This is a genomic window from Shimazuella kribbensis DSM 45090, assembly GCF_000428065.1.
In the GTDB taxonomy this organism is placed as follows: Bacteria; Bacillota; Bacilli; order Thermoactinomycetales; family Thermoactinomycetaceae; genus Shimazuella; species Shimazuella kribbensis.
In genome coordinates, this window is the sequence record NZ_ATZF01000006.1 from 213619 (window position 1) to 237402 (window position 23784).

20 protein-coding genes are annotated in these 23784 nt (G+C 39.2%); 4 read left to right on the plus strand and 16 right to left on the minus strand.

The genetic code is table 11. The features are described 5' to 3' along the window. Positions 1–88: 88 nt before the first annotated feature. From A3GQ_RS0111415 to A3GQ_RS0111460, 10 genes are all read right to left on the minus strand, one after another. On the minus strand, positions 89–796 hold the full coding sequence (locus A3GQ_RS0111415; protein ID WP_156877672.1) for a cell division protein FtsQ/DivIB: 708 nt from the start codon (positions 794–796) through the stop codon (positions 89–91). Between the two features lie 616 nt (positions 797–1412). Then, a complete protein-coding gene (gene murB, locus A3GQ_RS0111420; RefSeq protein WP_028777158.1) occupies positions 1413–2324 on the minus strand; it encodes a UDP-N-acetylmuramate dehydrogenase in 912 nt (303 codons plus the stop codon). 458 nt (positions 2325–2782) lie between these two features. Beyond that, entirely contained in the window at positions 2783–3898 is a 1116-nt protein-coding gene (gene murG / locus A3GQ_RS0111425) for an undecaprenyldiphospho-muramoylpentapeptide beta-N-acetylglucosaminyltransferase (protein WP_037464692.1), read from the minus strand. Between the two features lie 13 nt (positions 3899–3911). Next, complete coding sequence (gene spoVE / locus A3GQ_RS0111430) at positions 3912–5012, minus strand: stage V sporulation protein E (RefSeq protein WP_028777160.1); 1101 nt, start codon at positions 5010–5012, stop codon at positions 3912–3914. A 33-nt stretch (positions 5013–5045) separates the two neighbouring features. Next, a complete protein-coding gene (murD, locus tag A3GQ_RS0111435) occupies positions 5046–6401 on the minus strand; it encodes a UDP-N-acetylmuramoyl-L-alanine--D-glutamate ligase (RefSeq protein ID WP_028777161.1) in 1356 nt (451 codons plus the stop codon). Next, the gene (gene mraY, locus A3GQ_RS0111440) at positions 6398–7363 is read right to left on the minus strand and encodes a phospho-N-acetylmuramoyl-pentapeptide-transferase (protein ID WP_425423374.1); all 966 of its coding nucleotides are present in this window, start codon (positions 7361–7363) and stop codon (positions 6398–6400) included. The genes murD and mraY overlap by 4 nt, the downstream gene beginning before the upstream one ends. A 79-nt stretch (positions 7364–7442) precedes the next feature. Then, on the minus strand, positions 7443–8819 hold the full coding sequence (locus tag A3GQ_RS0111445; protein ID WP_028777163.1) for a UDP-N-acetylmuramoyl-tripeptide--D-alanyl-D-alanine ligase: 1377 nt from the start codon (positions 8817–8819) through the stop codon (positions 7443–7445). Beyond that, positions 8809–10293 (minus strand): UDP-N-acetylmuramoyl-L-alanyl-D-glutamate--2,6-diaminopimelate ligase, encoded by a 1485-nt coding sequence (locus tag A3GQ_RS0111450; protein WP_028777164.1) that lies wholly within the window; start codon positions 10291–10293, stop codon positions 8809–8811. Before A3GQ_RS0111450 ends, A3GQ_RS0111445 begins: the two co-directional genes overlap by 11 nt. A gap of 365 nt (positions 10294–10658) precedes the next feature. Then, the gene (locus A3GQ_RS0111455) at positions 10659–12575 is read right to left on the minus strand and encodes a stage V sporulation protein D (protein ID WP_028777165.1); all 1917 of its coding nucleotides are present in this window, start codon (positions 12573–12575) and stop codon (positions 10659–10661) included. Positions 12576–12743: 168 nt separating this feature from the next. Continuing rightward, a complete protein-coding gene (locus A3GQ_RS0111460) occupies positions 12744–13001 on the minus strand; it encodes a helix-turn-helix domain-containing protein (RefSeq protein WP_028777166.1) in 258 nt (85 codons plus the stop codon). A gap of 138 nt (positions 13002–13139) precedes the next feature. Here A3GQ_RS0111460 and A3GQ_RS0111465 point away from each other — a divergent pair, with 138 nt between their 5' ends. Both A3GQ_RS0111465 and A3GQ_RS0111470 read left to right on the plus strand, forming a co-directional pair. Continuing rightward, positions 13140–13556, plus strand: a complete 417-nt coding sequence (locus A3GQ_RS0111465) for a hypothetical protein (protein WP_028777167.1) — start codon at positions 13140–13142, stop codon at positions 13554–13556. A gap of 332 nt (positions 13557–13888) precedes the next feature. Next, complete coding sequence (locus A3GQ_RS0111470) at positions 13889–14365, plus strand: helix-turn-helix domain-containing protein (protein WP_028777168.1); 477 nt, start codon at positions 13889–13891, stop codon at positions 14363–14365. A gap of 297 nt (positions 14366–14662) precedes the next feature. On the opposite strand, the gene A3GQ_RS0111475 is transcribed toward A3GQ_RS0111470, so the two are convergent. Continuing rightward, the gene (locus tag A3GQ_RS0111475) at positions 14663–15595 is read right to left on the minus strand and encodes a phosphotransferase (RefSeq protein WP_028777169.1); all 933 of its coding nucleotides are present in this window, start codon (positions 15593–15595) and stop codon (positions 14663–14665) included. Positions 15596–15609: 14 nt separating this feature from the next. Beyond that, entirely contained in the window at positions 15610–16554 is a 945-nt protein-coding gene (locus tag A3GQ_RS0111480; protein ID WP_028777170.1) for a LysM peptidoglycan-binding domain-containing protein, read from the minus strand. Between the two features lie 238 nt (positions 16555–16792). Here A3GQ_RS0111480 and A3GQ_RS24195 point away from each other — a divergent pair, with 238 nt between their 5' ends. Continuing rightward, complete coding sequence (locus A3GQ_RS24195) at positions 16793–17278, plus strand: cysteine dioxygenase (RefSeq protein ID WP_051271642.1); 486 nt, start codon at positions 16793–16795, stop codon at positions 17276–17278. A gap of 72 nt (positions 17279–17350) precedes the next feature. Here the strand turns inward: A3GQ_RS24195 and A3GQ_RS0111490 are convergent, their stop codons facing one another. Next, complete coding sequence (locus A3GQ_RS0111490; RefSeq protein WP_028777171.1) at positions 17351–17587, minus strand: hypothetical protein; 237 nt, start codon at positions 17585–17587, stop codon at positions 17351–17353. A gap of 271 nt (positions 17588–17858) precedes the next feature. On the opposite strand from A3GQ_RS0111490, the gene gndA reads away from it, so the two are divergent. Continuing rightward, positions 17859–19274: an NADP-dependent phosphogluconate dehydrogenase gene (gndA, locus tag A3GQ_RS0111495; RefSeq protein WP_028777172.1), complete on the plus strand. Its 1416-nt coding sequence runs from the start codon at positions 17859–17861 to the stop codon at positions 19272–19274. A gap of 46 nt (positions 19275–19320) precedes the next feature. Here the strand turns inward: gndA and A3GQ_RS0111500 are convergent, their stop codons facing one another. The 3 genes from A3GQ_RS0111500 to ptsG form a co-directional block, all read right to left on the minus strand. Continuing rightward, the gene (locus A3GQ_RS0111500) at positions 19321–19941 is read right to left on the minus strand and encodes a cyclase family protein (protein WP_028777173.1); all 621 of its coding nucleotides are present in this window, start codon (positions 19939–19941) and stop codon (positions 19321–19323) included. 13 nt (positions 19942–19954) lie between these two features. Next, a complete protein-coding gene (gene zwf / locus A3GQ_RS0111505; protein WP_028777174.1) occupies positions 19955–21442 on the minus strand; it encodes a glucose-6-phosphate dehydrogenase in 1488 nt (495 codons plus the stop codon). A gap of 120 nt (positions 21443–21562) precedes the next feature. Further along, on the minus strand, positions 21563–23560 hold the full coding sequence (gene ptsG, locus A3GQ_RS0111510) for a glucose-specific PTS transporter subunit IIBC (RefSeq protein WP_051271652.1): 1998 nt from the start codon (positions 23558–23560) through the stop codon (positions 21563–21565). Positions 23561–23784 lie beyond the last annotated feature (224 nt).

A 23784-nucleotide genomic window follows, 5' to 3' on the forward strand; every position in this document is an offset into this window, starting at 1 on the left:
ATGTGATAATTCAACAGTAAAAGCAAATCCCCTTTTTCTAGTATGTAAATTACATAATATTACAGTAATAGGAAAGATATAGACATTACTATTCAGGTGTAAACCATATACTATCCAGTAAGTGAACCGTTCCAGGGGGTTGTTTCAAAAATTTCGGGTATAGCTTCATTTTTTCTGCTAATTGATCAATCCGAACCTTCACTTTATGCTCGCCTCTTGTTCGCAAAACAACATACTGCGGCTTCTCTTCCATAGGACGAACCGTCAAAATATAACTGCGAGTAGAAGCTGGTAAGTGAGCAAATTGGGAAGTAAGTTCCAGAAAAGAAGCTTTTTCTTTGTCCCATCCTTCAAATATGGGCATTGTTCTCCACATAGAGGTGGCAGGATGAGATAGGAGAAAAGCTCCATTAGCAAGAAGAGGAATGAGAGTTTGCTCATCATCTATGTAAGCAACAACTGGGTATTCTGTTACTTGAATAGAGATCGTACTTGGAAACTTTTTTTTCATTGTTACATGTTTGATTGCATTCACTCGATGAAGATTGGATTCTACATCCTTTGTTTTCACACCAAAAAAAGACATTCCTTGGCGAATCCCCGACCTGTGCAAAATCTCTTGTTTGGTTAAAAGGTGATTACCTGTAACCGTAATCGTTGATATATGGCTGAGTGGGGAGCGTAGGAAAAGCACAAACAAAATACCTACAAAAAACAAAAATATAAACAAAACTGCCCATAATGATGGAGCTTTACGCTCGACTCTGATGCGAAAAGGAGGAACCCTTTCCACCATGCCACCTTCTCCTTTGTCCAATTTCTTCCCTCTATACTACCACAAATAAAAAACGGAGAGAATCCCAAAGATAGAATCATTGGAAATAATCTCCATTTTTTCTTATATAAAATTTATTATCTTTCATTATTTAGCCCAACACTTATGCTCATGTGGCGGGAGTACTTCTGATTTCCATTCTGTCAACGAAAACAGAAGTAGTCACAGATGACTGTCACTGTTGAGGAGTTTAGACCCTATCAGCAAACATGCACCTCCAAAGAAGAACAGGGTCACCGTCAGCTTATTGACCGTATAGGTCATTCGATACCTCCAGAGTAGATACATGCAAAAGAAACCCAAAACGAGAAATATGAGACCTACAGAGTTCAAGACTATCTCCTAATCAGGACATTTCATTGGATTTATTTGAGTATAACAATGCTTATCACAAATATATAACCCTTTAGAAATATACATAATGATCATTATATTCCCTCTTAATTACTAGTAATGACAAAAAAGAGAGCTCCACATTATTAACCATGGAAACTCTCTAAGTGATGGGCTTTTCTTTCAACATAATGGAAACACAATGAAGAGAATAGACTCAGAGCAAAAACAATATTTCAAACTGCTAATCCTCTCCGATCACTTCTACCTCAGGTACAAGGGTAACCCCAAATTTTTCAGCAATGGTTTTTCTTGCATGGTCGATCAAAGCTAAGACATCGCTTGCTTTTGCTTGTCCCAAATTAATAATAAAATTACCATGAAGAGTAGAAAACTCTGCATCTCCGATCCGATAACCTTTCAGTCCTGCAGCTTCAATTAATCTTCCGGCATGATCCCCAGTAGGATTTCGGAAGGTACTACCTGCACAAGGGTATTGCAACGGTTGGGTTTTTCGGCGTCGATCTTTGAAAGAAAAAAGTGCTTCCGTTATTTGCTTGGTATCCCCTTTTTCTAATTCAAAAGTTGCACCTGTGACAATTCCTTTGATCTCTTCTTGCAGGATCGTCGTACGATACCGAAAATGTAGATCCTCATTGCTCAGTTGTAACCATTCTCCAGACTCTGTAAGTACTTCTGATTTGGTCAGTACTCTGCTGATTTCCGAACCATGAGCACCAGCATTCATATAGACTGCTCCACCGACATTACCCGGAATTCCACCTGCAAACTCTAATCCTGTCAATCCAGCCTTTGCTGTTCGGCTTGCTAAAAGAATAGTAGAATAAGCTCCTCCTGCATGAACAGTAGTATCTTCTATTTGCAAATAATCAAATGCTTTTTGCAACTGAAATACAACACCGCGAATCCCGCCATCTTTGACGAGTAAATTGGATCCTCTACCAATGACTCGCCAAGGAATTTGATGTTGGTAAACGACTTTCATTGCATGCATCAATTCTTCTTTATCTGCAGGTTCAATATAAAAATCCGTAGGACCTCCCACTTTCCAAGTGGTGTGTCGGGAAAGAGCTTCATTTTGTTTGATGTGTGTTACACCATTCTTTTGAAATACTTCTAAAAGGTGAGATTCCATTATTCCCTCTTCACCATCTTTCACTATTATAGGTATTGTGAGTGAGAAAACCCACGGTTTAAATCGTGGGATGAAAACAAACGTCACTATTACAAGAGCACAAGTTACGCTAAGTCAGTAAAGTGGCTAGTCGACTTTGTGGACGGTCCCTCTCATAAGTCCGAGAATCTTTTCAGAAAACATTTTACAAACATACATTCGAATGGTAAAATATTCCTAGTTGCTCTTTGAAAAAAAGAATAGTATATGGGGTTATGCAAGTCAGTCGTCTTGCATGTAAAATGCTATGCGCACCTATATCGACAGACTGAAATGCGAAAACCAAGCAGTAAGTCTAGTTGATTATAAAAGCAACAAATATTCTTATTCAACCGTGGGGCTCACGGGGTTAGCTTGGTAAATTTCTCTCCAGTAGGAGCGATTACCCAAGAATCCCACGGCTTCAGCCGTGAGAAGTGTCAAGAGTGGACATTTGCTGTAACAAGCTTTTCAAGCTCTTCTACGATTTGGTTAGCTGCTTCGGGTCGCCCTAGTGCTCTTGCTTTCTCCCCCATCGATTTCCGCTCCTCAGGATCAAGAATCAATCCTTCCATTGCATTCCATAAATTCTCACCATTGCAATCGCGTTCCAGTAGCAATCGGGCCGCACCTTGGTCTTCTAGTACCCGAGCATTTGCCTCTTGGTGATTGTTCGTGACATAAGGAGAAGGGATTAAAATAGATGGAATTCCAAGTGCTGTTAATTCTGCTAGTGTTGATGCCCCTGCTCTTGCAACAACAAGGTCTGTGGTAGCCAATACATCTGGCATATTATATACAAATGGCCTTACATCTAAGTTTGGATAATCACTCGTTTTTATTTTAGCCGTTATATCTTGGTAATGTGCTTCCCCTGTTATATAAATAAAACGGACTCCTGGCAACGATTCCAGTTTAGGTAACATACCAAGCACAGCCTGATTGATTGATTTTGCCCCACGACTACCACCGAATATAAGAACAATAGGAGTACTTGCAGTAACACCAAGTGATTCTCTTCCCTGTTCCCCATTTGCTCGGATAACTTCTGTAGCACGTGGATTTCCAGTGTACACAACTTTTTTTGCACTCGTCAAATGCTTAACAGTATCTTCCAAACTTACTGCCACCACATCTGCAAATCGGGATAGAAACTTCGTCGTAAGCCCTAGGATTGCATTTTGCTCATGGATCATTGTTGGAATATTCATCTGATGTGCTGCAAAAACAGCTGGCCCACTCACATATCCCCCTGTTCCGACTACTACATCAGGCTGAAATTTCTTTATGTACTCTTTTGATTTACTTACTGCCCGAATAAACTTACGAACTGTATTCACATTTTCCCAAGAAAGGCTCCGTTTAAATCCTTGTATCTCTACCGTAAAAAATTGAATACCTGCTTCTTTGGGAACAATTTTGGATTCTAAACCATTATCTGTACCAATATATCCGATCTCTATCTCGGGATATTTTTCTCGTACTGCACGTGCAATAGCAAGTGCTGGATAAATATGGCCCCCAGTACCTCCACCGGTAAGTAAGATGCGTTTCATGTTGTATCCTCCCTTACTGTTTAACAAAGCGTGATAAATTAAGTAATATCCCTACAGCCCCTAAGGTTAGCGTCAATGATGATCCTCCATAGCTTAAAAATGGAAGTGTGATTCCTGTTACAGGAAAAGCACCAGACACAACTCCAATATTGATTCCTGCTTGAATCATGATCATTGATGTTACTCCAGCAGCAACGAAACTATAAAATTGATTTGGCATAGACATCGCCACACGATAACCACGCCAAATGAGTATAGCGAATAAAATAATGACACTACCTGCTCCAACAAATCCAAGTTCTTCCGCCAATATGGAGAAGATAAAATCAGTATGAGGTTCTGGAAGATACAAGTGCTTCTGTCTACTCATACCAATCCCTAGACCAAGCAGACCACCAGGTCCAATTGCAAAAAGAGATTGAATCAAATGATAACCTGCTCCTAAAGGGTCTTCCCATGGATTTAAAAATGCAACGATTCGTTGAATTCGATAAGGAGCAGCAAGTACCAAGCCAACAAATCCCGCAACACCTAACATCAAAAAGCTTCCTAGATGCTGCATTTTAGCTCCTGCAATAAAAATGAGGATGATTCCTGTCCCCATTAAAACGGTACCTGTTCCCAAGTCTGGTTGTAACATGATCAGTCCGAATGCAGAGCAGAGCAATAACATACTTGGCATGAAGCCTTTCTGAAATTTCTCAATCTGAAAAGACTGTTTGGAAAACCATCGAGCAAAAAATAAAATCATGCCCATTTTGGTGAACTCTGATGGTTGGATGCTAAATGCTCCAATACCAAGCCAACTTCTCGCTCCATTGCGCAAAATTCCCACTCCAGGAATTAAAACGATAACAAGTAAAATAAAACATCCGATCAAAATGGGCTTCGCTACAAAGTAAAATTTGTTTGGGTCCATTTTTGAGATCAAAAACATACAAAACACGCCTAAAGCTGCAAACAATACTTGCCGCTTTGCAAAGTAAAAACTATCTCCAAAACGATGATAAGCATAAGCAGCACTTGCACTATAAACCATTGCTACCCCGATGATAAGTAACAAGAAAATAGTCGCTACAATTAGCTTATCAGGGTTTTTTAGACTCTTGTGCATACGGCAACACCTCTTTTTGGGGACTTGCTCTTATTACAAGGTATGCACAGCTTGTTTAAAAATTCGTCCCCGTTCTTCAAAAGAGGTATATTGATCCCAACTCGCACATGCAGGTGACAAAACTACCACATCACCACTCATAGCGATTTTGCTTGCTTGATACACAGCATCTTCTACGTCATTAGCATAAACAATCTGTTTCACTCCAGCATCTTTGGCTCGATCAGCCATGATGGAAGCTGTCTGCCCGTATACAACTGCTGCCTTTACATTTTCATGGAGTACTGGGACTAATTCTCGAAAATCAACTCCGCGATCCAATCCGCCACCAATCCAAATTAACGATTCCGGAAATGCTGTTAAGGCTGTAATAGCAGCTTGGGCATTGGTTGCTTTGGAGTCATTGTAGTAACGAACATCTCGTCTAGTAGAAACATACTCCAATCGATGTTCTACACCTGTAAAAGTTTGTAATACACTTCGAATTGCTTCTTTGTTTGCTCCTGCTGCTAAAGCTATCGTTGTGGCTGCAAGTGCATTTTCCAAATTACGATCCCCAGGTAAGGAGATCTCATCTACTTTCATTACAGCATCATCTCTGCCATTCATACGAGCAATGATCCAACCATCTTTTACAAATAAACCATTGGATACCTCTTGCTCAATCGAAAACCAATAAACGGTTCCATTTTGCTTACTAGCCACTTCTCGACAAATGGCATTATCGTAATTCAATACTGCTATGTCATCTGAAACCAGATTTTTAAATAATTTTGCTTTGCTATCTGTGTAGTCTTCAATCGATTGATGATAATCCAAATGAGCAGGTACAACATTGAGAAGAGCGGCTATATGTGGATGAAAATCTACCGTTCCCTTTAATTGAAAGCTACTGAGTTCTGTAACAAGCCAATTTATATTTTCTAGATCATCGATAACATCTGATAGTGCACGTCCGATATTTCCTGCTACCAGTGCGGGTATTTCTGATTTGGCAAGCATTTCTCCAACAATGGTTGTAGTAGTTGTCTTTCCGTTCGAACCCGTAATACCAATAATAGGGATATGGATAAGAGAAGAAGCGAGCTCTACCTCTGTGATCACAGGTATCTTTTGATCTACTGCTCTTTGAACGGCTGGATTATGATAAGGTACTCCTGGATTTTTTATCATCATTTTACTAGAAGGTGTAACAATTTGATCAACAGAAGGCTGAAAATAAACAGGGATACCTAGTGTTTCTAACTCTTCTGCTTCAGGGCAAGCAGAGCGCTCTTTCTTCTGTTCGAAAACTTCTACATCTGCACCTAATTTTGCCAATAATTTTGCTACAGCAACTCCACTTTTTCCTAATCCGAGTACGGAGACTTTATCCTGTTTTTGGATCATCGGAGAAACACCTCTAGATAAATACCAACACCAGCTAAAAACAGACCTACACACCAAAATGTTGTTACAACACGCCACTCTGACCAACCTGTCAGTTCAAAATGGTGATGTAAAGGACTCATCCGAAATATCCGCTTACCTCTTGTCTTAAATGACAAAACTTGAAGCATAACAGAAAGGGCTTCCACTACAAATACTCCACCAATCAACGGCAACAATAACTCTGTCTTTGTAATAACTGCTAATGCAGCAAGCCCCCCACCTAACGCGAGCGATCCTGTATCCCCCATAAATACTTTGGCTGGGTGAGCATTAAATACAAGAAAACCAAGCAATGCACCAACAACAGAAATTGCAAAAATAGCAACAGTATAATTACTCTGTACCATCCCAATAATGGCATATGCCCCATACGCAACTGCGGCCGTACCAGCTAGCAATCCATCTAATCCGTCTGTCAAATTAACTGCATTAGAGGCACCTATCATCATAATCAATAGCAGCGGCAGATAGAGCCAATTGAGTTGCAACGCCCAATCTGTACCTGGTATATCAACATTAAAAATAAATTTAGAGATACCACCTTCTGTACCAATCCGCAGTACACGAACTTCTATCAACACCCAAAACAGGATGATACCGATAAACAATTGACCAAGTAACTTTTGGCTTGCAGTCAATCCTAAGCTTCGTTTCATAACTACTTTTATATAATCATCTAAAAAGCCTATAATTCCATATCCTAGCGTTGCGAACAAAAGAAAAAATAGGTCTGAGTTTACAATCGGTTTCGAATTATTTAAAAGTATAAAACTACTAAATGGTAATGCGGTAAGCACCACAGACATGAGAATAATCGTCCCGCCCATAGTCGGTGTACCAGCTTTTTTTAAGTGTGCTTCTGGTCCCTCTTCTCGGATACTTTGACCAAATTTTAATCGCTGTAGTGTTGGAATAATCATTGGACCAAGCAGTACGCCAATCCCAAATGCTACTGCGAGTGGAATGAGTATTATTCGTATATCAATATTTGCCACCACTCTACGCTCCTTCTACTAATTGTTTCACAATATGATCTAAACCAGCTTTTCGTGAAGCTTTCACTAAAAGAAGAACCTTCTCATTTCCTTCTTGTTGCAGATAAGAAAATGCTTCTTCATTGGTTGAAAAATGCTTCCGTTGTAATGGATTAGGAGAAGTAACCTTTGCAGCTTCATAGATCCACAATCCTTTTGTTCCAACTGTTATCAATTTGGAAAGATTTTTTGATACAGCGTACTCTCCTGCTTTTTCGTGATAAGATTTTTCCTCATCACCCAACTCTTCAATTCCTGCTAAAAGTGCCCATTTCTCTAAGTCTGGTTCTACTTCTGTTAAGATATCAATAGCAGCATTTACAGAAGTCGGGCTTGCATTATAGGAATCATTGATCACTTTCATGCCGTTTTGTGCTTCTGTCACTTCTAAACGAAGCGGCGTCATAGGAACAGCTTTCAAACCTTTCGCTATCTCCTCTTCCTCGATTTCCAACAACCTACCTGTTTCAATCGCAAATAGAGCATTTTTTATGTTATGTCTACCTAATAAAGGCAAGGAGTAAGTATAACCTGTCTTACGAGATGCAAATGTCCATCCAGATAGTCCGATCAGTTGTGCATCTTCTGGACCTTCCTCACATTCTTTGCTCCATCCAATTGAGATAATATCATTAAAAGGAATCTCTTTTCGTAGCAAAGGCTCATCACCATCTATTAAGAGAGCACCATTTTTAGACAATCCATCACAAATTTCTAACTTTGCTTGCGCTATTTTCTCCCTGCTACCTAAATACCCAATATGTGACTCACCGATGTTTGTCACTATCGCAATATCTGGTTTTGCTAATAAAGAGAGTTCGGAAATTTCACCTAAGTGATTCATTCCCATTTCTAATACTACTACTTCAGTAGTATCAGGCATTCCTAACACTGTTAACGGAAGTCCAATATGATTATTCAAATTACCTGCTGTTTTATGTACATCAAATGTTGTTGCTAACACACTCGCAACAAGATCTTTGGTCGTCGTTTTACCATTGCTACCAGTAATTGCAACAACTCTGCAGCATGTTTCCGTCAAATAACGCTCTGCCATTTGCTGCATTGCAAGTAATGTATTGGGTACAAGGACCAGTGGAATGGATACTTCGGGCAGTGGTCTATCTTCTTGCCATAGCGAAGCTACTGCTCCTGCCTGTACTGCTTTTTCGATAAATTGATGCCCATCAAACACATCTCCAATTAATGGAATATAGAGATTTCCAGCTGATAGTGTACGGGTATCTGTAGATACTCCAGAAACAAAGAGAGATTTATCTTCTTCTTTGTGTTCATAGGACCCAGATACAGTCTCTATGATCCAATTTATTCTACGTTCCATGCAGTTCACCCTTTATTGACTCATAAGCTATCTTTCGATCATCAAATGGATACCGAATTCCATTGATTTCTTGATACGTTTCATGGCCTTTACCTGCAATGAGCACTACATCACCTGATTTTGCTAATTTTAAGGCATGCTCAATTGCTGATTTTCGATCCACCATTGTTGTATACGTTGATATAGGTGTAACTATTCCTTCTACCATATCTGCAATAATAGTTTCAGGCTCTTCTGTTCTTGGATTGTCAGATGTAATGACAGCAAAATCACTGACCTCTGTTGCTATTTGTGCCATCAATGGGCGTTTTCCACGATCTCGGTCTCCACCACACCCTACCACACAAATTACTTTACCTTGAGCAAATGATTTAGCAGTTGTGAGAACATTTTGAAGACTGTCTGGAGTATGTGCATAATCTACCAATACGGTAAAATCTTGACCTGCTTGCACAGATTCAAAACGTCCATCCACCCCTTCCAACTTTTCCAATGCCTCTTTAATAAAAACTAAAGGTATCCCTTCCGCTAGTGCAACTGCAACTGCTGCTAAAGAATTGTAAACATTGAATGTTCCAAATAAAGGTAGAGAGATCGAAGTATTTCCTTGATAAGTGTGCAATTCAAACGATACTCCACTTACTCCATGTGTAATGTTTGTCGCTCGTACATCCGCTAATTCCTGTATCCCATATGTGATGACTTGCGCTGGTGTAACGCTTGCAAAATAGGCAGAAGCAGCATCGTCTTTGTTGAGCACTGCTACTTGGCTGTGAGAAAGGGAAGTAGGGTAATCGTTTCCCAACTGGCTGAATAACAGACCTTTGGCTTCTCGATACTTATCCATCGTCTCATGATAATCAAGATGGTCTTGAGTAAGGTTCGTGAATACTGCAATATGATAATGAGTACCTCTTGTTCTACCCATGTGAAGAGCATGAGAAGAAACTTCCATTACCGTGTATGCAGCTCCTTCATCAACCATCAGACGCAAGTTTTTCTGCAAATCTACTACATCAGGGGTAGTGTTTCGAACAGGAATAACCTGATCTTTGATCTTTACCCCAATCGTTCCGATAATTCCGGTTTCCCTCCCCACAGACTGCAAAATTTGTTCTATCAGGTGAGAGGTAGTCGTTTTACCATTTGTTCCTGTAATACCTATTAATTTAAGTTGTTGAGACGGAAATTGATAGAAACGATTCGCAAGAAAGCCCATTGCTCTTCTAGTATCTGGTACTAAAATCGTAGGGATAGAAACATCAACTTGCTCTTCTACTACTAACGCAGCCGCTCCGTTCTCCACTGCTGTATGAACATATTGATGACCATCTACTGTAAAACCACGTAGAGCAATAAACAAATCTCCTTGTTTTACATTTCTTGAATCTGTTTCTATTCCTGTAATCTCAACATCTTTCCATTTCAACTGTTCTTTTACATGTAACACATCTACTAGTTCGCTTAATTTCATCGTATGGTAAACCTCCCACTCCACTTGTAAAGAAAACTTGGCAATATGTCTAGCGTAAAGGCACCGACAAAGGCTTAAATTTCCCTTATGCACCTCAGACAAGGGCACAAGTCTCGCTTTGTCGCTATGCTCCAAGTCTCGCTTTGCAGCGAAGATAAAATAAAGACTTTCTTATCTACCAAGTGTAACAATAGAAAAACCAGGTTTGGGGTCCTGGCAATCATGACTCCCATTTTAACATAATTCACGCAAAAAATCCCTTGAGGGAAAGTGACGGAACACCAAACGAATTTAGGATATATTCCTATAAGAAAACAACAATAGGCCCCCACTCGCTTGTAAAAACAACGACGGAAGCCACTATTCTATTTATCACCTAAATACAATCGAATCACAGTTCCTTTTTTAATCCGTTCTCCTGCACGAGGGATCTGACTAATGACTACTTTTCCTTTCCCTACTGTTTCAATTGGAATAGTGTACAAACTGTTTCTAATTTTATCCATATCCTGACCAACAAAATTAGGAGTGGCAATAATAGGATCATATAAAATATTTTCTTCTGGCGGAATTTGATTTTTGCGTTTTGGCACTTTCATATACCGCATGCTGTCTCCAATTATATTTCCCACGATAGGAGCCGCCACAACGCCTCCAAATTGGATTCCTTTTGGATTATCTACAGCCAAATAAACTACGATTTTTGGATCATCTGCTGGCGCAAACCCAATAAAGGAAACAATGTGGTTATTTTTTAAATACGTTCCATTGGGCCCTACTTTCTGTGCAGTCCCTGTTTTCCCGCCAACTCGATACCCATCTACAAATGCTTTTCGACCAGATCCTCGTGCTACAACACTCTCTAGTGCCGCACGAACAGCCTCAGAAATTTCTGGGCGAAGTACTTCTCGTTTCATTGTTGGAGATATGGTACTAACTGCTTTGCCGCTTTCAGGATTCATCCATTGTTTTGCCAAATGAGGAACCATGAGTTTACCTCCATTTACAGTAGCTGCGACAGCGGCAACTTGTTGAATGGGAGTAACGGCAACACCCTGTCCAAATGCAGTCGTTGCTAGTTCAACTGGTCCCATACGGGAAGGTTTAAATAAAATACCTTTTGCTTCTCCATTTAGATCAATTCCTGTTTTCTGTCCAAAACCAAATTGATGAATATAGGAAAGTAATTTTTCTTTTCCTAAGCGCTGACCCAATGTCACAAAACCAGGGTTACAGGAATTTTCTACTACTTCTAAAAATGTTTGAGAACCATGACCGCCGGATTTCCAACAGCGCAACCTTGACCCTCCAACGGCAATAAATCCAGGATCAAAAAAGCCTTGTTTGAGATTCACTTTTTTCTCTTGCAGAGCTGCTGCTAACGTAATAATTTTAAAGGTAGAACCTGGTTCATACGTTTTCCAAATAGGAAGATTGCGGTTATAGATCAACGGATCAGTTGTTTTATATTGATCAGGTCGATATGTAGGGCGACTACTCATCCCCAAGATCTCGCCTGTAGTGGGTTCCATTGCGATCGCAATTACATTTTCGGGTTGATACTGTGCCATCGCTTGATCCAGTTCCCGTTCCATAATTTTTTGGATATTCAAATCAATGGTGAGCTTTAGATCCAATCCATCTTTTGGCGGTGTGAAACGATCCACTCCCCCAGGCAATTTTTCGCCACGTGCATTAGCACTAAAAGAAATATAACCAGGCGTTCCTTGTAGCTGTTTGTTATACTCTAACTCCAATCCTGCCAACCCTTGGTTATCTATCCCAGTAAACCCTAATAGATGAGAAGCTAAGCTTTGATATGGATAATAGCGCTTGCTGTCTTCTGTCACTACTACACCAGGGAGTTGCAAACCTTGAATTTGCTCTGCTTTCTCTTCTGATATTTTACGACCATATGGAGTAATCCTTACAATCAATTGTTTCTTTTTTACAAAAGGCAATATTTTCTCTGCTGGTACTTGTAAAATATTTGCTAGTTTATCAGCAGTTCCTTCTTTATCTTTGATTTGTGCTGGTACAACCATCACTGAAGGCGAGCTGATATTGTAAGCAATAAGTTCTCCATTACGGTCCAAAATACGACCTCGTTTGGATGAAAATGGAATGTCCCTTCCCCAGAGATTCTCTGCTTTACCCGTCAACCATGATCCTTGAATCAATTGCACAAAAGAAAGGCGACCAAGTAACGCGATCAGCACAAACAATGCAATGGAGAATATAATAAATAGACGCTTTTTATGCAAAACCAATAGTGATTTCACGTTCCTCCATCCTCTCCTCTATCCTTCTTGATAGCCTATGTGGACAAAGGATAAAAAAGAAGAATCCGTTGTTAACTTTTCCAACAAAGTAAGCAGTTCTCTAAAAATGTATACAACTAAATAAAAAACTGACCAGCGATAGCCAGTCAGATAAGATACATTTTCATATCAATTTACAAGTGAGGGAACTCCCTTGCCTTTTTTGTTTTGCTCTTCTCGTTCTTTGTTCAAAAAAACAATCACTTGTTCCACTCTTAAGTTATATGTCTTGCATAATTGAGAAACCATATCTATCTGCACTGTTTTATCATCAAATATTTTGTTCACTGTGGCCCAAGATATATTTGCCTCTTTTGTAATATGGCTTTTCACTTTCGTCGGGTGAAATCGATAAAACCAATTTCGAAATGGCTGAAATGAGATCATCCATACAAAACTCCTCGTCTATGTAATAGCTCCATTGTATCGATTTTGTATGCAAATGCAAACAAATTATATGCGTACGCATTGACTTATTAGACGCGAACATATATACTTATATTATACAACAAGGGGGTGGTATCCTTGATCAAAATGACAGCAGCGCAATCAAAAGTTTTTAAAAGCAAGGTGATGAAACTAGCTCACCAGATTGCAAAACAAATGACTGGTAACCGTCGTGAAGTGCTTAGTCTAGCTCTGCGTCTAGCCTGGGGAACCATGAAAGTGAAGCTGTCTAAGTTGGTCTTTGTTCGTAAATGGGTTGCAGAAAGTACATTAGGAAAATTAAACGAGTCTTCCTACTATAGCAAGGAAAATCAACAGGATATACAAATATTCTCCAAAGTATTTGCACAGATCGGCTCCAAATTCGTAATGATACAAGGAAATACCATATATGAAACACCAAAAGCAGTCTTATTCGCTGGTTACCTAGTTGGAAAGACAGGAACCACAACACCCCTCCACACATGGATTCCCAAATCAATGATGATAGCCTAAAAAAATATCCTTCCTTACTTCCATTCATAGAGGTCATGAAAGACCGACAAATCGAACACGAATAACGTTATCAAAAAAACTTAAATTCACACTCATGTTTCCATACTATCTCAACGGCAAAAACCTTCTATAGTCAAAGCTACGACACTATACGGCACTGTTACAATTGAATACGGTACACGCAAAAATCCTCATTGATCTCAAATCATGAGGATTTTTATGATTAAAATTACTCTGTCATCTTAATGCACATTCATTTATACTTTTGTACAGAAAATTGACTAAATAATAAAATAGTGTAAAATTACACCCAAAGAACATGGGGTGGTAAAATGAATAAAGAAACGATCATACAAGTTGTATCTGAACACTTTAAACTAGTGAGAACCGAATTTGACTATCACCAAGAAGAGATGGCTGGCATTCTTGGAATCTCCAAAAAAACGTTGGTTCAAATTGAAAAAGGACGTCAAACAGCGGGCTGGATTCAGGTTGTTTCCCTTTGTGCGATTTTTCAAAACAGCAATATTTTACAAAATGCTTTAGGGGGTGATCCACTCGAAGTGATTCAAACGATTGCCCGCAATCATTACGAGTGGAAAAGAGCAAAAACAATGGGTGGCAAGGTTTGGTGGATCGAAAAAGGAAAGAAAAATGGTTTTGTTTTACAGAAAAATATCATCACCAATCATTATCGCATTTTAGATGAACAGGATGAGCGTTGGTATCGGTCATGGGACGAAGCCTACATTCGAGAGCGTTTTGACGAGCTAACCAAACATAAGAAAAAGGACGTGAAGCATGAGTAAAATGAACGAATCCAAAAAAAGCACATGAAAGAATCGAATATTGTTTTCATCGAAACGGCATATAACCCCAATTAGAATGAACATATTTCCAACGTTTGATCAACACCTCACACCTATAGAGGCGTTGATCATTTTGTGCCAAGAATACCTCCACTTCTACAAGTGGGGAATGAATCGGCGTTTGTGGAAATGGATACCAGTTCCCTACAAAACACACTCAAACATTTGAAAGTACATTCAGTGGAGGGAGTATTTCAAAAAGCAACAAAGAAAAAACGAGGTTCCCCTCGTAGGCTATTACCTATTTCGATTTTGTCTCGATCTCTTTTTTTTCTTTGCCGGCCAAAGCATTTTCACTAACTTATTGCACTCTTGTATATGCGCATATTCTCTAGAAAGATCCGCTATTTCTTCTTGCCTTTCCATGTTGCGAACGAGCCGTTCCGGATACGAAAGAAAGACTGCTAGTAATCTTCTTTCTTTTGGCAACAATTTGTTTTCTTGCTCATATGCTGCCAGTATTTCTGCAGGGGATTCTTCTGGAAAACGATGAATCAATGTAGCAAGATCTTTGACAGGTGAATCAAGTTCAGCATGATCGAAATCAATCCAGAATAACCCATTCTCTCCCGTCAATACATTCGTGGGGTGAATACGATTATGACAAATAGTGTAGCGTGGTGCTACTCCTTTTTCTAATTCGAGATAGCGATTGATTCCATGAATCGCAAATGTAAAACCGCTCTTAGGAAGATTGGCGTTTTTTTGTGATATGGCAGCTTCGCCTTCTTCTAAAGAGGATTGCCAATCGGAAACTCTCACTTCTCGTTCTTTCCACGATTCTAAAGCATTTGTGTCCACTATTTGATGCAATTTGGGAAATTGAGTTGCGATTGGTTCCGCTAAACGATGAAAATATCCTAAAGAGGAGGCAAGTTCTGTTGCCGAAACATGCTCATCTTCCGATTCTTTCCAAGGTGTAGCATACCACTGACTACCATAAGCCGATACCACTATTTCCCCATCTTCTGTAGGAACCCATGGAAGCAAATTTGGATACCCTGCTGCTCGAACTTCTTCCAACATACGATAGAGGACATATAGTTTTTCTCGTGGAGCATGACTTTCTTTCAATGCATATTTTTGATCTCCATCCACCACTTCCCATACACCGCCACGATGTTGAACAGAAGAAGGATTCCAACCAAAAGCATGAATCACTTCCCACATAGAAAGCCCTCCTCTTAGTTCCGTTTTACCGGAATTTTTACGATTTGACCTTCTACCAAGCGATCTGTGGCAAATTCATTCGTTTTCAGAATAGCATCACAAGAGATTTCATATTTTGCAGCTAATGTATCTATAGATTCATCTTTTTGAACAATAACCATCTTGAGTGATGTAAATGTATCCTCTTTTCCATTGACTAACCATCTGCTCCAATCTTTTCCGCGTACTTCTTCTTCTGTACTACTTGGTTGCTCTACTTCCTCTTGTTTTCCCTCTTCAATTACAAGTAGGGGTTGCGGTGCTTCTTCGCTTTTTTCTTCAAATCGTTCTTTCGCTGTTCTTCTTGTTTCTCGATGTATGGTTCTGTCTAGTACTGGTTCTTCCACTAAAACTTCCTCTTCTACTGAAACTTTTTCTTCTACCGAAACTTCTTCTTCTTTCGCTTCTATCCTTTGGGGATCAGGCACTTCTAAAAATTCCGATTGTGCTGGATTAGCAGCAAAAGTAGGGGTTCCTTCTATTTCCTCTTGTTCCTGTGAATCATCAGAAATTTCCGTTATTAGTTCTTCCTCTTGATCTGGTAATATCCCATCAATCATTAATACTGCTTCAATCTGCAACTCAAAAGGAGAAAGCAACTGATAATCAAAAGATTCTACCTCAGCACAAATATTTGCCAATTCGGCACGATCACGCGGGAGAGTGATCTCTACAGGGATGACATAAGCAATTTCTTCTCCCTCCAGTTCGTCTGGATCATACTCTAATACATCTGCTTCAGCGATGCTATCGCCTTCATATGTACCGTTCAACCGAAGGTAGCCAAAAATTTTAAGATGATGTCCTTCATCTTTGATTTCGACATCTGGATAAAGGTCCAATTCCAATAATGAACTTATCCCTGCCTGTTGTGGATGCAAGCGAATTTTTTCAGAAATATTAAACCGTAGTTGTTCCACTTTTACTCCCTCCTCCTATCGTTAAAACCCTTACACTGAACTATATGTACGAGATAAAGGAGTTATCACTATAGAAGGACAAAATCTTCCTTTGACTAGGTTTTCTTTTACTTTCAAACACCATATGCAATCTATCATTTTGAAAACACATAAATCAGCATAAAAAATCATGAATTTTCTATTTTTTACATATCCTTAATTTATGATAATTTCACATGATATGGAGAGGAGATAAAAGATGGAGTTAACTACATCTTTGTCCCAAATGTTAAAAAGCAAAATACACCCCGCTGTTACTCAAGTGGAAAAGCTTATACGAGATATAGATTGTACATATCAACAAGTTATCCCTTACATAACCTCCCCAACTGCTACCCTCAACTATGGTAGAAATGTCATCTATCAAACTCCTATTTTTGAAGTAATTGTTTTAAATCTCCCATCATTCACTGCGACACCAATACATGATCATGGAGAGTCCTTTTGTTGTGTTCGGATTATGAAAGGTGAACTACATAATCGACTTTTTGGAGTGTCATCAACATCGGAAAGTCCACATCTTTTAAAAACGGAAATTTATACTACATTGGATTATTTTACAGTGACAAATGATCAAATCCACTCCATGTACAATCCAAACGCTGAATCCCTGATCACTTTCCATATCTATGCCCCACCGATAAAGAATAATCATATTTTCAAAATGCAACCAATAAAACAGTAATAAAATGCTCCTATACTGGTACAACCTACCGCCAGCTCCATTTGCATGGATGGCAGTAGGTTGTAGTTGCGGTCAATTTATCTCTCGTATGACCTGATTCAGGGATTGGATGTCTTCCTGATAGATATAGCTATCCAGATTCCCGATCGCAGACTCCAGCGTTGTAGTGGCGCGCATCGCATCTTCAGCTTGCAGATAAGCCAGTGCCTGCGCGACATCGTCAGATACAGGCCATAGGAGATGCATTTGCACCCTTGTCAGCACATCGATCTGGGCCTGATACCTGTTTATCTCTTCGTTCTCGCTCATCATGCTCCCTGTTGTTGTTACGAAATATATCTATAAAAATTATACAAAAAACGAAGTTAAAAGACAAAATATTTGGAATTAATAGCAATTGAATCACTTAAAGTTAAAAGTATAAACTCCAACCGTTCATCAAAACATAAAAAAATGGCACTTTCTGCCGTCTTTCATTTCTAATAAAACAGATATCATTACTTGAAACCATACATGTTCTTATGTTATTTTCGAGGAATGAGCACTTGATTCACTACGATCAAGAAGGAGCCAAAACAGAATGAAACAACAACAAATAGGTGTGATTGGTTTAGGAGTAATGGGCAGAAATTTGGCCTTAAATATGGAAAGCCGCGGATATTCGGTGGCTGTATTTGATAACTTTACCAATTTGATTGATCCATTTCTCCAAAAAGATGCTTCTGGTAAAAATATTGTCGGTACATATCGTGTAGAAGAATTGGTACAAAGTCTGGAGAAACCTAGAAAAATATTAATGATGATCAAAGCAGGTGCGCCAACCGATGCGACGATTGATCAAATCAAACCTTTTTTGGATAAAGGAGATATTTTAATCGATGGAGGAAATACATATTTCCATGACACCATCCGCCGCAATAAAGAACTAGATGCTAGTGGAATTCACTTTATTGGTGCAGGTGTTTCCGGTGGAGAAGAAGGAGCATTGCATGGTCCATCAATCATGCCCGGTGGACAAAAAGAGGCTTATGATTTGGTGGAACCAATCCTCACTGCAATTGCAGCAAAGGTAAATGGTGAGCCTTGTTGTACCTATATTGGGCCAAATGGTGCCGGACACTACGTAAAAATGGTCCACAATGGAATTGAATATGGAGATATGCAACTTATATCCGAAGCTTATTTTCTTTTAAAACAAGTACTTGGATTAGATGCAGAGGAACTACATGAAGTTTTTGCTGAATGGAACAAAGGAGAGTTAGATAGTTATCTTATCGAAATAACCGCAGACATTTTCACCAAAAAAGATGAAAAAACGGGTAAACCTCTTGTAGATGTAATTCTAGACACTGCTGGCCAAAAAGGAACTGGCAAATGGACAAGCCAAGATGCATTAGAACTAGGAATTCCACTATCCATTATTACGGAATCTGTGTTTGCACGAATTATTTCTTCCATGAAAGAAGAGAGAGTAAGAGCAAGTAAGATTCTCCAAGGACCGGAAGTCAAGCCATACGATGGAGACAAAACAGAATTAATTGAGGCAATCCGCAAAGCACTCTATTTGAGCAAAATTTGCTCCTATGCACAAGGTTTTACGCAATTACGTGCAGCAGCAAAGGAATACAATTGGGATCTTCCTTATGGCAACATCGCCATGATTTTCCGTGGTGGTTGTATTATCCGAGCACAATTTTTGCAAAAAATCAAAGAAGCTTATGATCGTAACCCAGAGTTGAACAATTTGTTACTTGATCCCTATTTCCAACATATCGCTGAAGAATATCAATCTGCACTTCGTCATGTACTTGCCATATCAATCGAAAATGGTATTCCTGCACCTTCCTTCTATAGCGCACTTGCTTACTATGACAGCTATCGCACGGAAACACTGCCAGCTAATTTACTGCAAGCTCAGCGAGATTACTTCGGAGCACACACGTACCAACGCATAGATGAAGCAGGAACATTCCATACCGATTGGATAAAGAAATAGAAAACAAAAAAAGGCTGTAGGGAGTATCCTACAGCCTTTTTTATTGTTACTCATTTATGCCATCAAACAAGAGAACACGTGCTGGAGCAGCATCAATACCTTTTAGTTTTAGAGGGGCTGCGACCATAAAATAGGTACCAGCTTTGACTTCTTTCAAATTTAAACCTTCCATTACAATAATATTTGCTCCAAAAAGTGCTTTATGGGTGGGATGCCCTTCTTGACTACGTTCAATTCCAAGTGCATCAATGCCTACCCCTTTAATCTTCCGATCGACTAAATATTTTGCTCCATCTTCTTTCAGAAAGATAAAATCAAAGTTAAATGCTTCATCAAAAGAATTTCGCGTTTTAAAAAGAACAAAATCTCCTTCTGCGATATGCAAAGGTTCTAAATCAGCTCTCGATATCCCATCTTCTACACGAGATAAGTCAAATACTTTTACCTTCCCAACTAAATTATCGATAGGAATCGTTTCAAATGTTTCTCCATCGTTAATCATATGAAGAGGAGCGTCAATATGTGTACCTGTATGTGCATCCATTTCAATTCGTGATTCTGTTACATGCCCATTGGTTGAAGTCGTAAAAGAAGGCTGTTTTTCCGGTTTATTTTTATATACTGGCATCCCTTCGAATACAGGCACCGTAATATCGTAGATTTTCATGTACTCACCCCATTTAAGAATTGGATGGCTTACTTTTTACAGTCCACCAGAAAAAGCCATCTTTTGCTAACAATTCATCCGATGCATCCGGGCCCATTGAGCCAGACTCGTAATTTGGAAACGCTATGTCTTTGTTTTTGTTCCATGCTTTGGAAATCGCATCTACAAATTTCCATGAAATAGAGACTTCATCCCAGTGTGTATAGTGAGTGGCATCACCAAGTAAACAATCAAATAAAAGCCTTTCATACGCTTCTGGTGTATTCATCTTATCGTCACAATTACTGCAATAATGAAGTTGGATAGGAAGAGAATCTTCTTTTCCTGTCTTTTGTTGAGCATTGAGATGTAGGGTCATTCCTTCATCTGGCTGAATGTGAATTTCCAATAAATTTGGATGTGGATGATTTTTATCTCGATAGAGATTCATCGGCAAGTCTTTAAATTGAATCACTATTTTTGTTGACTTTTCTTCCATTCGTTTCCCAGTACGAATATAAATCGGCACTCCAGCCCATCGGTAGTTATCAATCATTAACTTCCCAGCTACAAATGTGTCGGTAGTAGAATCAGAGTCTACATTATTTTCTTCTCGATAACCAATGACATCTTGCCCTTGTACTCGACCACTGCCATATTGTCCACGAACAAAATACTCTCCTACTTCTTCTTCTGTAACTGGACGAAGGGCACGCAGTACTTTCACTTTTTCACTTTGGATTTCATCTCTTGTCAAGTTAATAGGAGGTTCCATTGCTAGCAATGCTACCATTTGAAGCATGTGATTTTGCACCATATCCAAAAGTGCTCCAGATGATTCATAGTACCTACCCCGATCCTCTACACCTAATGTTTCACTGGATGTGATTTGAATGTTCGAGATATATTGGTTGTTCCATAATTCTTCAAAGATCGCATTGGCAAACCGAATAACAGTGATGTTTTGCACCATTTCTTTTCCTAAGTAGTGATCAATTCGATACACTTGATCTTCGGTAAATACTCGACCAATCTGGTTATTGAGGTCTTTGGCAGACTCATAATCATGACCAAAAGGTTTTTCAATAACAACGCGGCTCCACCCATCAGTCGCCGTTAATCCACTGGATTTCAAGTTTTCGCAGATCGTCCCAAAAAATTCTGGAGCCATTGCTAAATAAAAAATTCGATTTCCCTCTGTGTGATATTGACCATCCAATTGTTGTAACAACACTTGTAAACGCTCAAAAGATTGCTTGTCTGTTACATCAGCAGATTGAAAATAAAAATGGGATGCAAAATGTTGTATTTGCTTATTGTCGCTCTTTCCAGTAGATTGAACCACACTTTTTCGAAAGTCTTCGTTGGACATCTCTCCACGAGCTACTCCAACAACCGCAAAATCATCGGATAATTTATTTTTTCGATACAACTTAAAAAGGGAAGGAAATAATTTTCGTTTCGCTAAGTCACCTGTCGCACCAAATATCACGACGATAGCTTTTGGTTGTTTTTCTGACATAAACACACCTCATTTGATAAGAAAGAAACGGACGTTACCGAAAACGATAGTTGACGCTATACAGCAGAAAAAGGAAGAGAAAAACCTCAACCAAATTAGGTTTTTCATTTCCTAGATCCATTAATCTATCTCTACTATTTGATTTTCTTTCAATTTTACCGTTCCATGCTTTAACACCGTTACTTTCTGACCTTCTTTTAAATTTGTAAAAATAATAGGTGTAACTATAGCTGGAGCATTTTCTTTCAAATATTTCAAGTCTACTTCTAAAAGCAACTGACCACTGGACACTTTATCCCCTTGTGAAACATGTGCTGTAAAACCTTCCCCTTTTAGATTTACTGTATCAATCCCAATATGAATTAATATCTCGTGTCCAGTATTTGAAGTAAGGCCAATAGCATGTTTCGTTTCAAATAGTGTCTCAATGGTTCCATCGCATGGTGCCACGATCTTCCCATTAGATGGGATGATTGCAAATCCATCCCCCATCATTTTTTGCGAAAATACTTGATCAGGCACCTCTGACAATGGTACTATTTCTCCCTCGATTGGCGCAACAAATTCCCCAATTTTTTCATCCGTTGGAGCTGCATCCACTGCATCAGCAATGATATCAGGCGGATTAACAGAAGTACGACCTTCGATTACATCTTGAATTTGTCCTTTTAACATATCTGATTTTGGCCCAAATATCGCTTGGATGTTGTTTCCTACTTCTAATACACCTGCGGCTCCAAGTTGTTTTAACTTTTCTTTATCTACATTTTTAGCTTCATGAACGGATACACGTAGACGAGTAATACAAGCATCTAAGTGTGAAATATTTTCTTTTCCACCCAATGCTGAAAGCACTTGCGATGGCAACTCCTCTTTTCCGGTATTCGTGGAAGATATAACTTTTTTGTCTTCACTCTTTTCTTCTCGACCTGGTGTTTTAAGATTAAACTTACGAATCGCAAACCGAAAACCAAAATAATAAATAACTGCAAAAACAAGACCGACAGGTATCACCAACCACCAAGCTGTGCGGTTTTGCAGAACTCCGAACAATAAATAATCAATTACCCCACCAGAGAAAGTCATCCCGATTTTTACATTTAGTAATTGCATTGTCATGAACGATAGTCCAGCAAACACGGCATGGATTGCAAACAATACTGGTGCAACAAACAAGAAAGTAAATTCAATTGGTTCCGTAATACCAGTCAAGAAAGAAGTCAAAGCTGCTGAACCCATAATACCAGCAACATATTTTTTATGTTCTGGTCGTGCTTCATGGTACATCGCTAGTGCAGCAGCAGGCAGACCAAACATCATGAACGGAAACTTACCAGCCATAAAGGTTCCAGCTGTTAAAGCAACGCCATCTTTTAATTGGGCAAAAAAGATTTTTTGATCTCCGTGTATGATTTGACCGGCTTTGGTTACATACTCTCCAAATTCGTACCAGAATGGAGCGTAAAAAATATGGTGCAATCCAAATGGAATTAAAGAACGTTCAATAATACCAAAGATAAGAGCAGAAACAGTAAGATTGGCATTTACCATACTTGTAGAGAAAGTATTCAATCCATGTTGAATGGGAGGCCAAATAAAGACCAGCAAAACACCTAAAATAATGGCAAAAAATCCTGTGATAATGGGTACAAAACGCTTCCCAGCAAAAAATCCTAAGTAAGAGGGTAATTCAATTTTATAATAGCGATTAAACAATATAGCAGCTAAGGCACCCATGATGATCCCGCCAAAGACCCCTGTTTGCAACGTTGGAATCCCCAAAATACTCGCAAAGGCAGGATTACTGGCGATTTGTGCTGGGTCCAACTGCTTGGTAGCAATGAGTATGGTACTCATTGTTTTGTTCATAATCAGATAACCAACAATCGCTGCAAGTGCAGCCACTCCGTCACCAGCGAGACCTACTGCAACCCCCACTGCAAATAAGAGTGACAAGTTTCCAAAAATGATATCTCCAGCAGAAGATAACACATTGGAAACTAACTGTACCCAACTAGCATTTAATGCAGGGATAAACTGGATTAATGTAGGATTTTGCAGGGCAGTACCGACACCAAGTAAAATACCAGCTGCAGGCAATATTGCTACTGGCAGCATCAATGCTCTCCCTACTTTTTGGAGTTCTCCAAAAATCTTTTTAAACACAAACGTACACCCTTTCCACAACCAAATAAAAGTAGTGCATAAATACAAAAAAACCAGATCATAAGTTTTGATAACAAAATTGAAAACGAAGTGTACTCCTGTACCCATAGCGTTATCAACATCGTTATTTTCTACTCATGCCTGATCGAATCAGTCACACGTATTAAATATATAAT

Excerpts from the sequence above, each read along its gene's own strand:
- A3GQ_RS0111415 (WP_156877672.1), bottom strand. The coding sequence starts at position 796 with ATGGTGGAAAGGGTTCCTCCTTTTCGCATCAGAGTCGAGCGTAAAGCT.
- murB (WP_028777158.1), bottom strand. The coding sequence starts at position 2,324 with ATGGAATCTCACCTTTTAGAAGTATTTCAAAAGAATGGTGTAACACAC.
- murG (WP_037464692.1), bottom strand. The coding sequence starts at position 3,898 with ATGAAACGCATCTTACTTACCGGTGGAGGTACTGGGGGCCATATTTAT.
- spoVE (WP_028777160.1), bottom strand. The coding sequence starts at position 5,012 with ATGCACAAGAGTCTAAAAAACCCTGATAAGCTAATTGTAGCGACTATT.
- murD (WP_028777161.1), bottom strand. The coding sequence starts at position 6,401 with ATGATCCAAAAACAGGATAAAGTCTCCGTACTCGGATTAGGAAAAAGT.
- mraY (WP_425423374.1), bottom strand. The coding sequence starts at position 7,363 with ATGATTATTCCAACACTACAGCGATTAAAATTTGGTCAAAGTATCCGA.
- A3GQ_RS0111445 (WP_028777163.1), bottom strand. The coding sequence starts at position 8,819 with ATGGAACGTAGAATAAATTGGATCATAGAGACTGTATCTGGGTCCTAT.
- A3GQ_RS0111450 (WP_028777164.1), bottom strand. The coding sequence starts at position 10,293 with ATGAAATTAAGCGAACTAGTAGATGTGTTACATGTAAAAGAACAGTTG.
- A3GQ_RS0111460 (WP_028777166.1), bottom strand. The coding sequence starts at position 13,001 with ATGATCTCATTTCAGCCATTTCGAAATTGGTTTTATCGATTTCACCCG.
- A3GQ_RS0111470 (WP_028777168.1), top strand. The coding sequence starts at position 13,889 with ATGAATAAAGAAACGATCATACAAGTTGTATCTGAACACTTTAAACTA.
- A3GQ_RS0111475 (WP_028777169.1), bottom strand. The coding sequence starts at position 15,595 with ATGTGGGAAGTGATTCATGCTTTTGGTTGGAATCCTTCTTCTGTTCAA.
- A3GQ_RS24195 (WP_051271642.1), top strand. The coding sequence starts at position 16,793 with ATGGAGTTAACTACATCTTTGTCCCAAATGTTAAAAAGCAAAATACAC.
- A3GQ_RS0111490 (WP_028777171.1), bottom strand. The coding sequence starts at position 17,587 with ATGAGCGAGAACGAAGAGATAAACAGGTATCAGGCCCAGATCGATGTG.
- gndA (WP_028777172.1), top strand. The coding sequence starts at position 17,859 with ATGAAACAACAACAAATAGGTGTGATTGGTTTAGGAGTAATGGGCAGA.
- A3GQ_RS0111500 (WP_028777173.1), bottom strand. The coding sequence starts at position 19,941 with ATGAAAATCTACGATATTACGGTGCCTGTATTCGAAGGGATGCCAGTA.
- zwf (WP_028777174.1), bottom strand. The coding sequence starts at position 21,442 with ATGTCAGAAAAACAACCAAAAGCTATCGTCGTGATATTTGGTGCGACA.
- ptsG (WP_051271652.1), bottom strand. The coding sequence starts at position 23,560 with ATGCTGCCAGTAGCAATATTGCCTGCAGCTGGTATTTTACTTGGTGTC.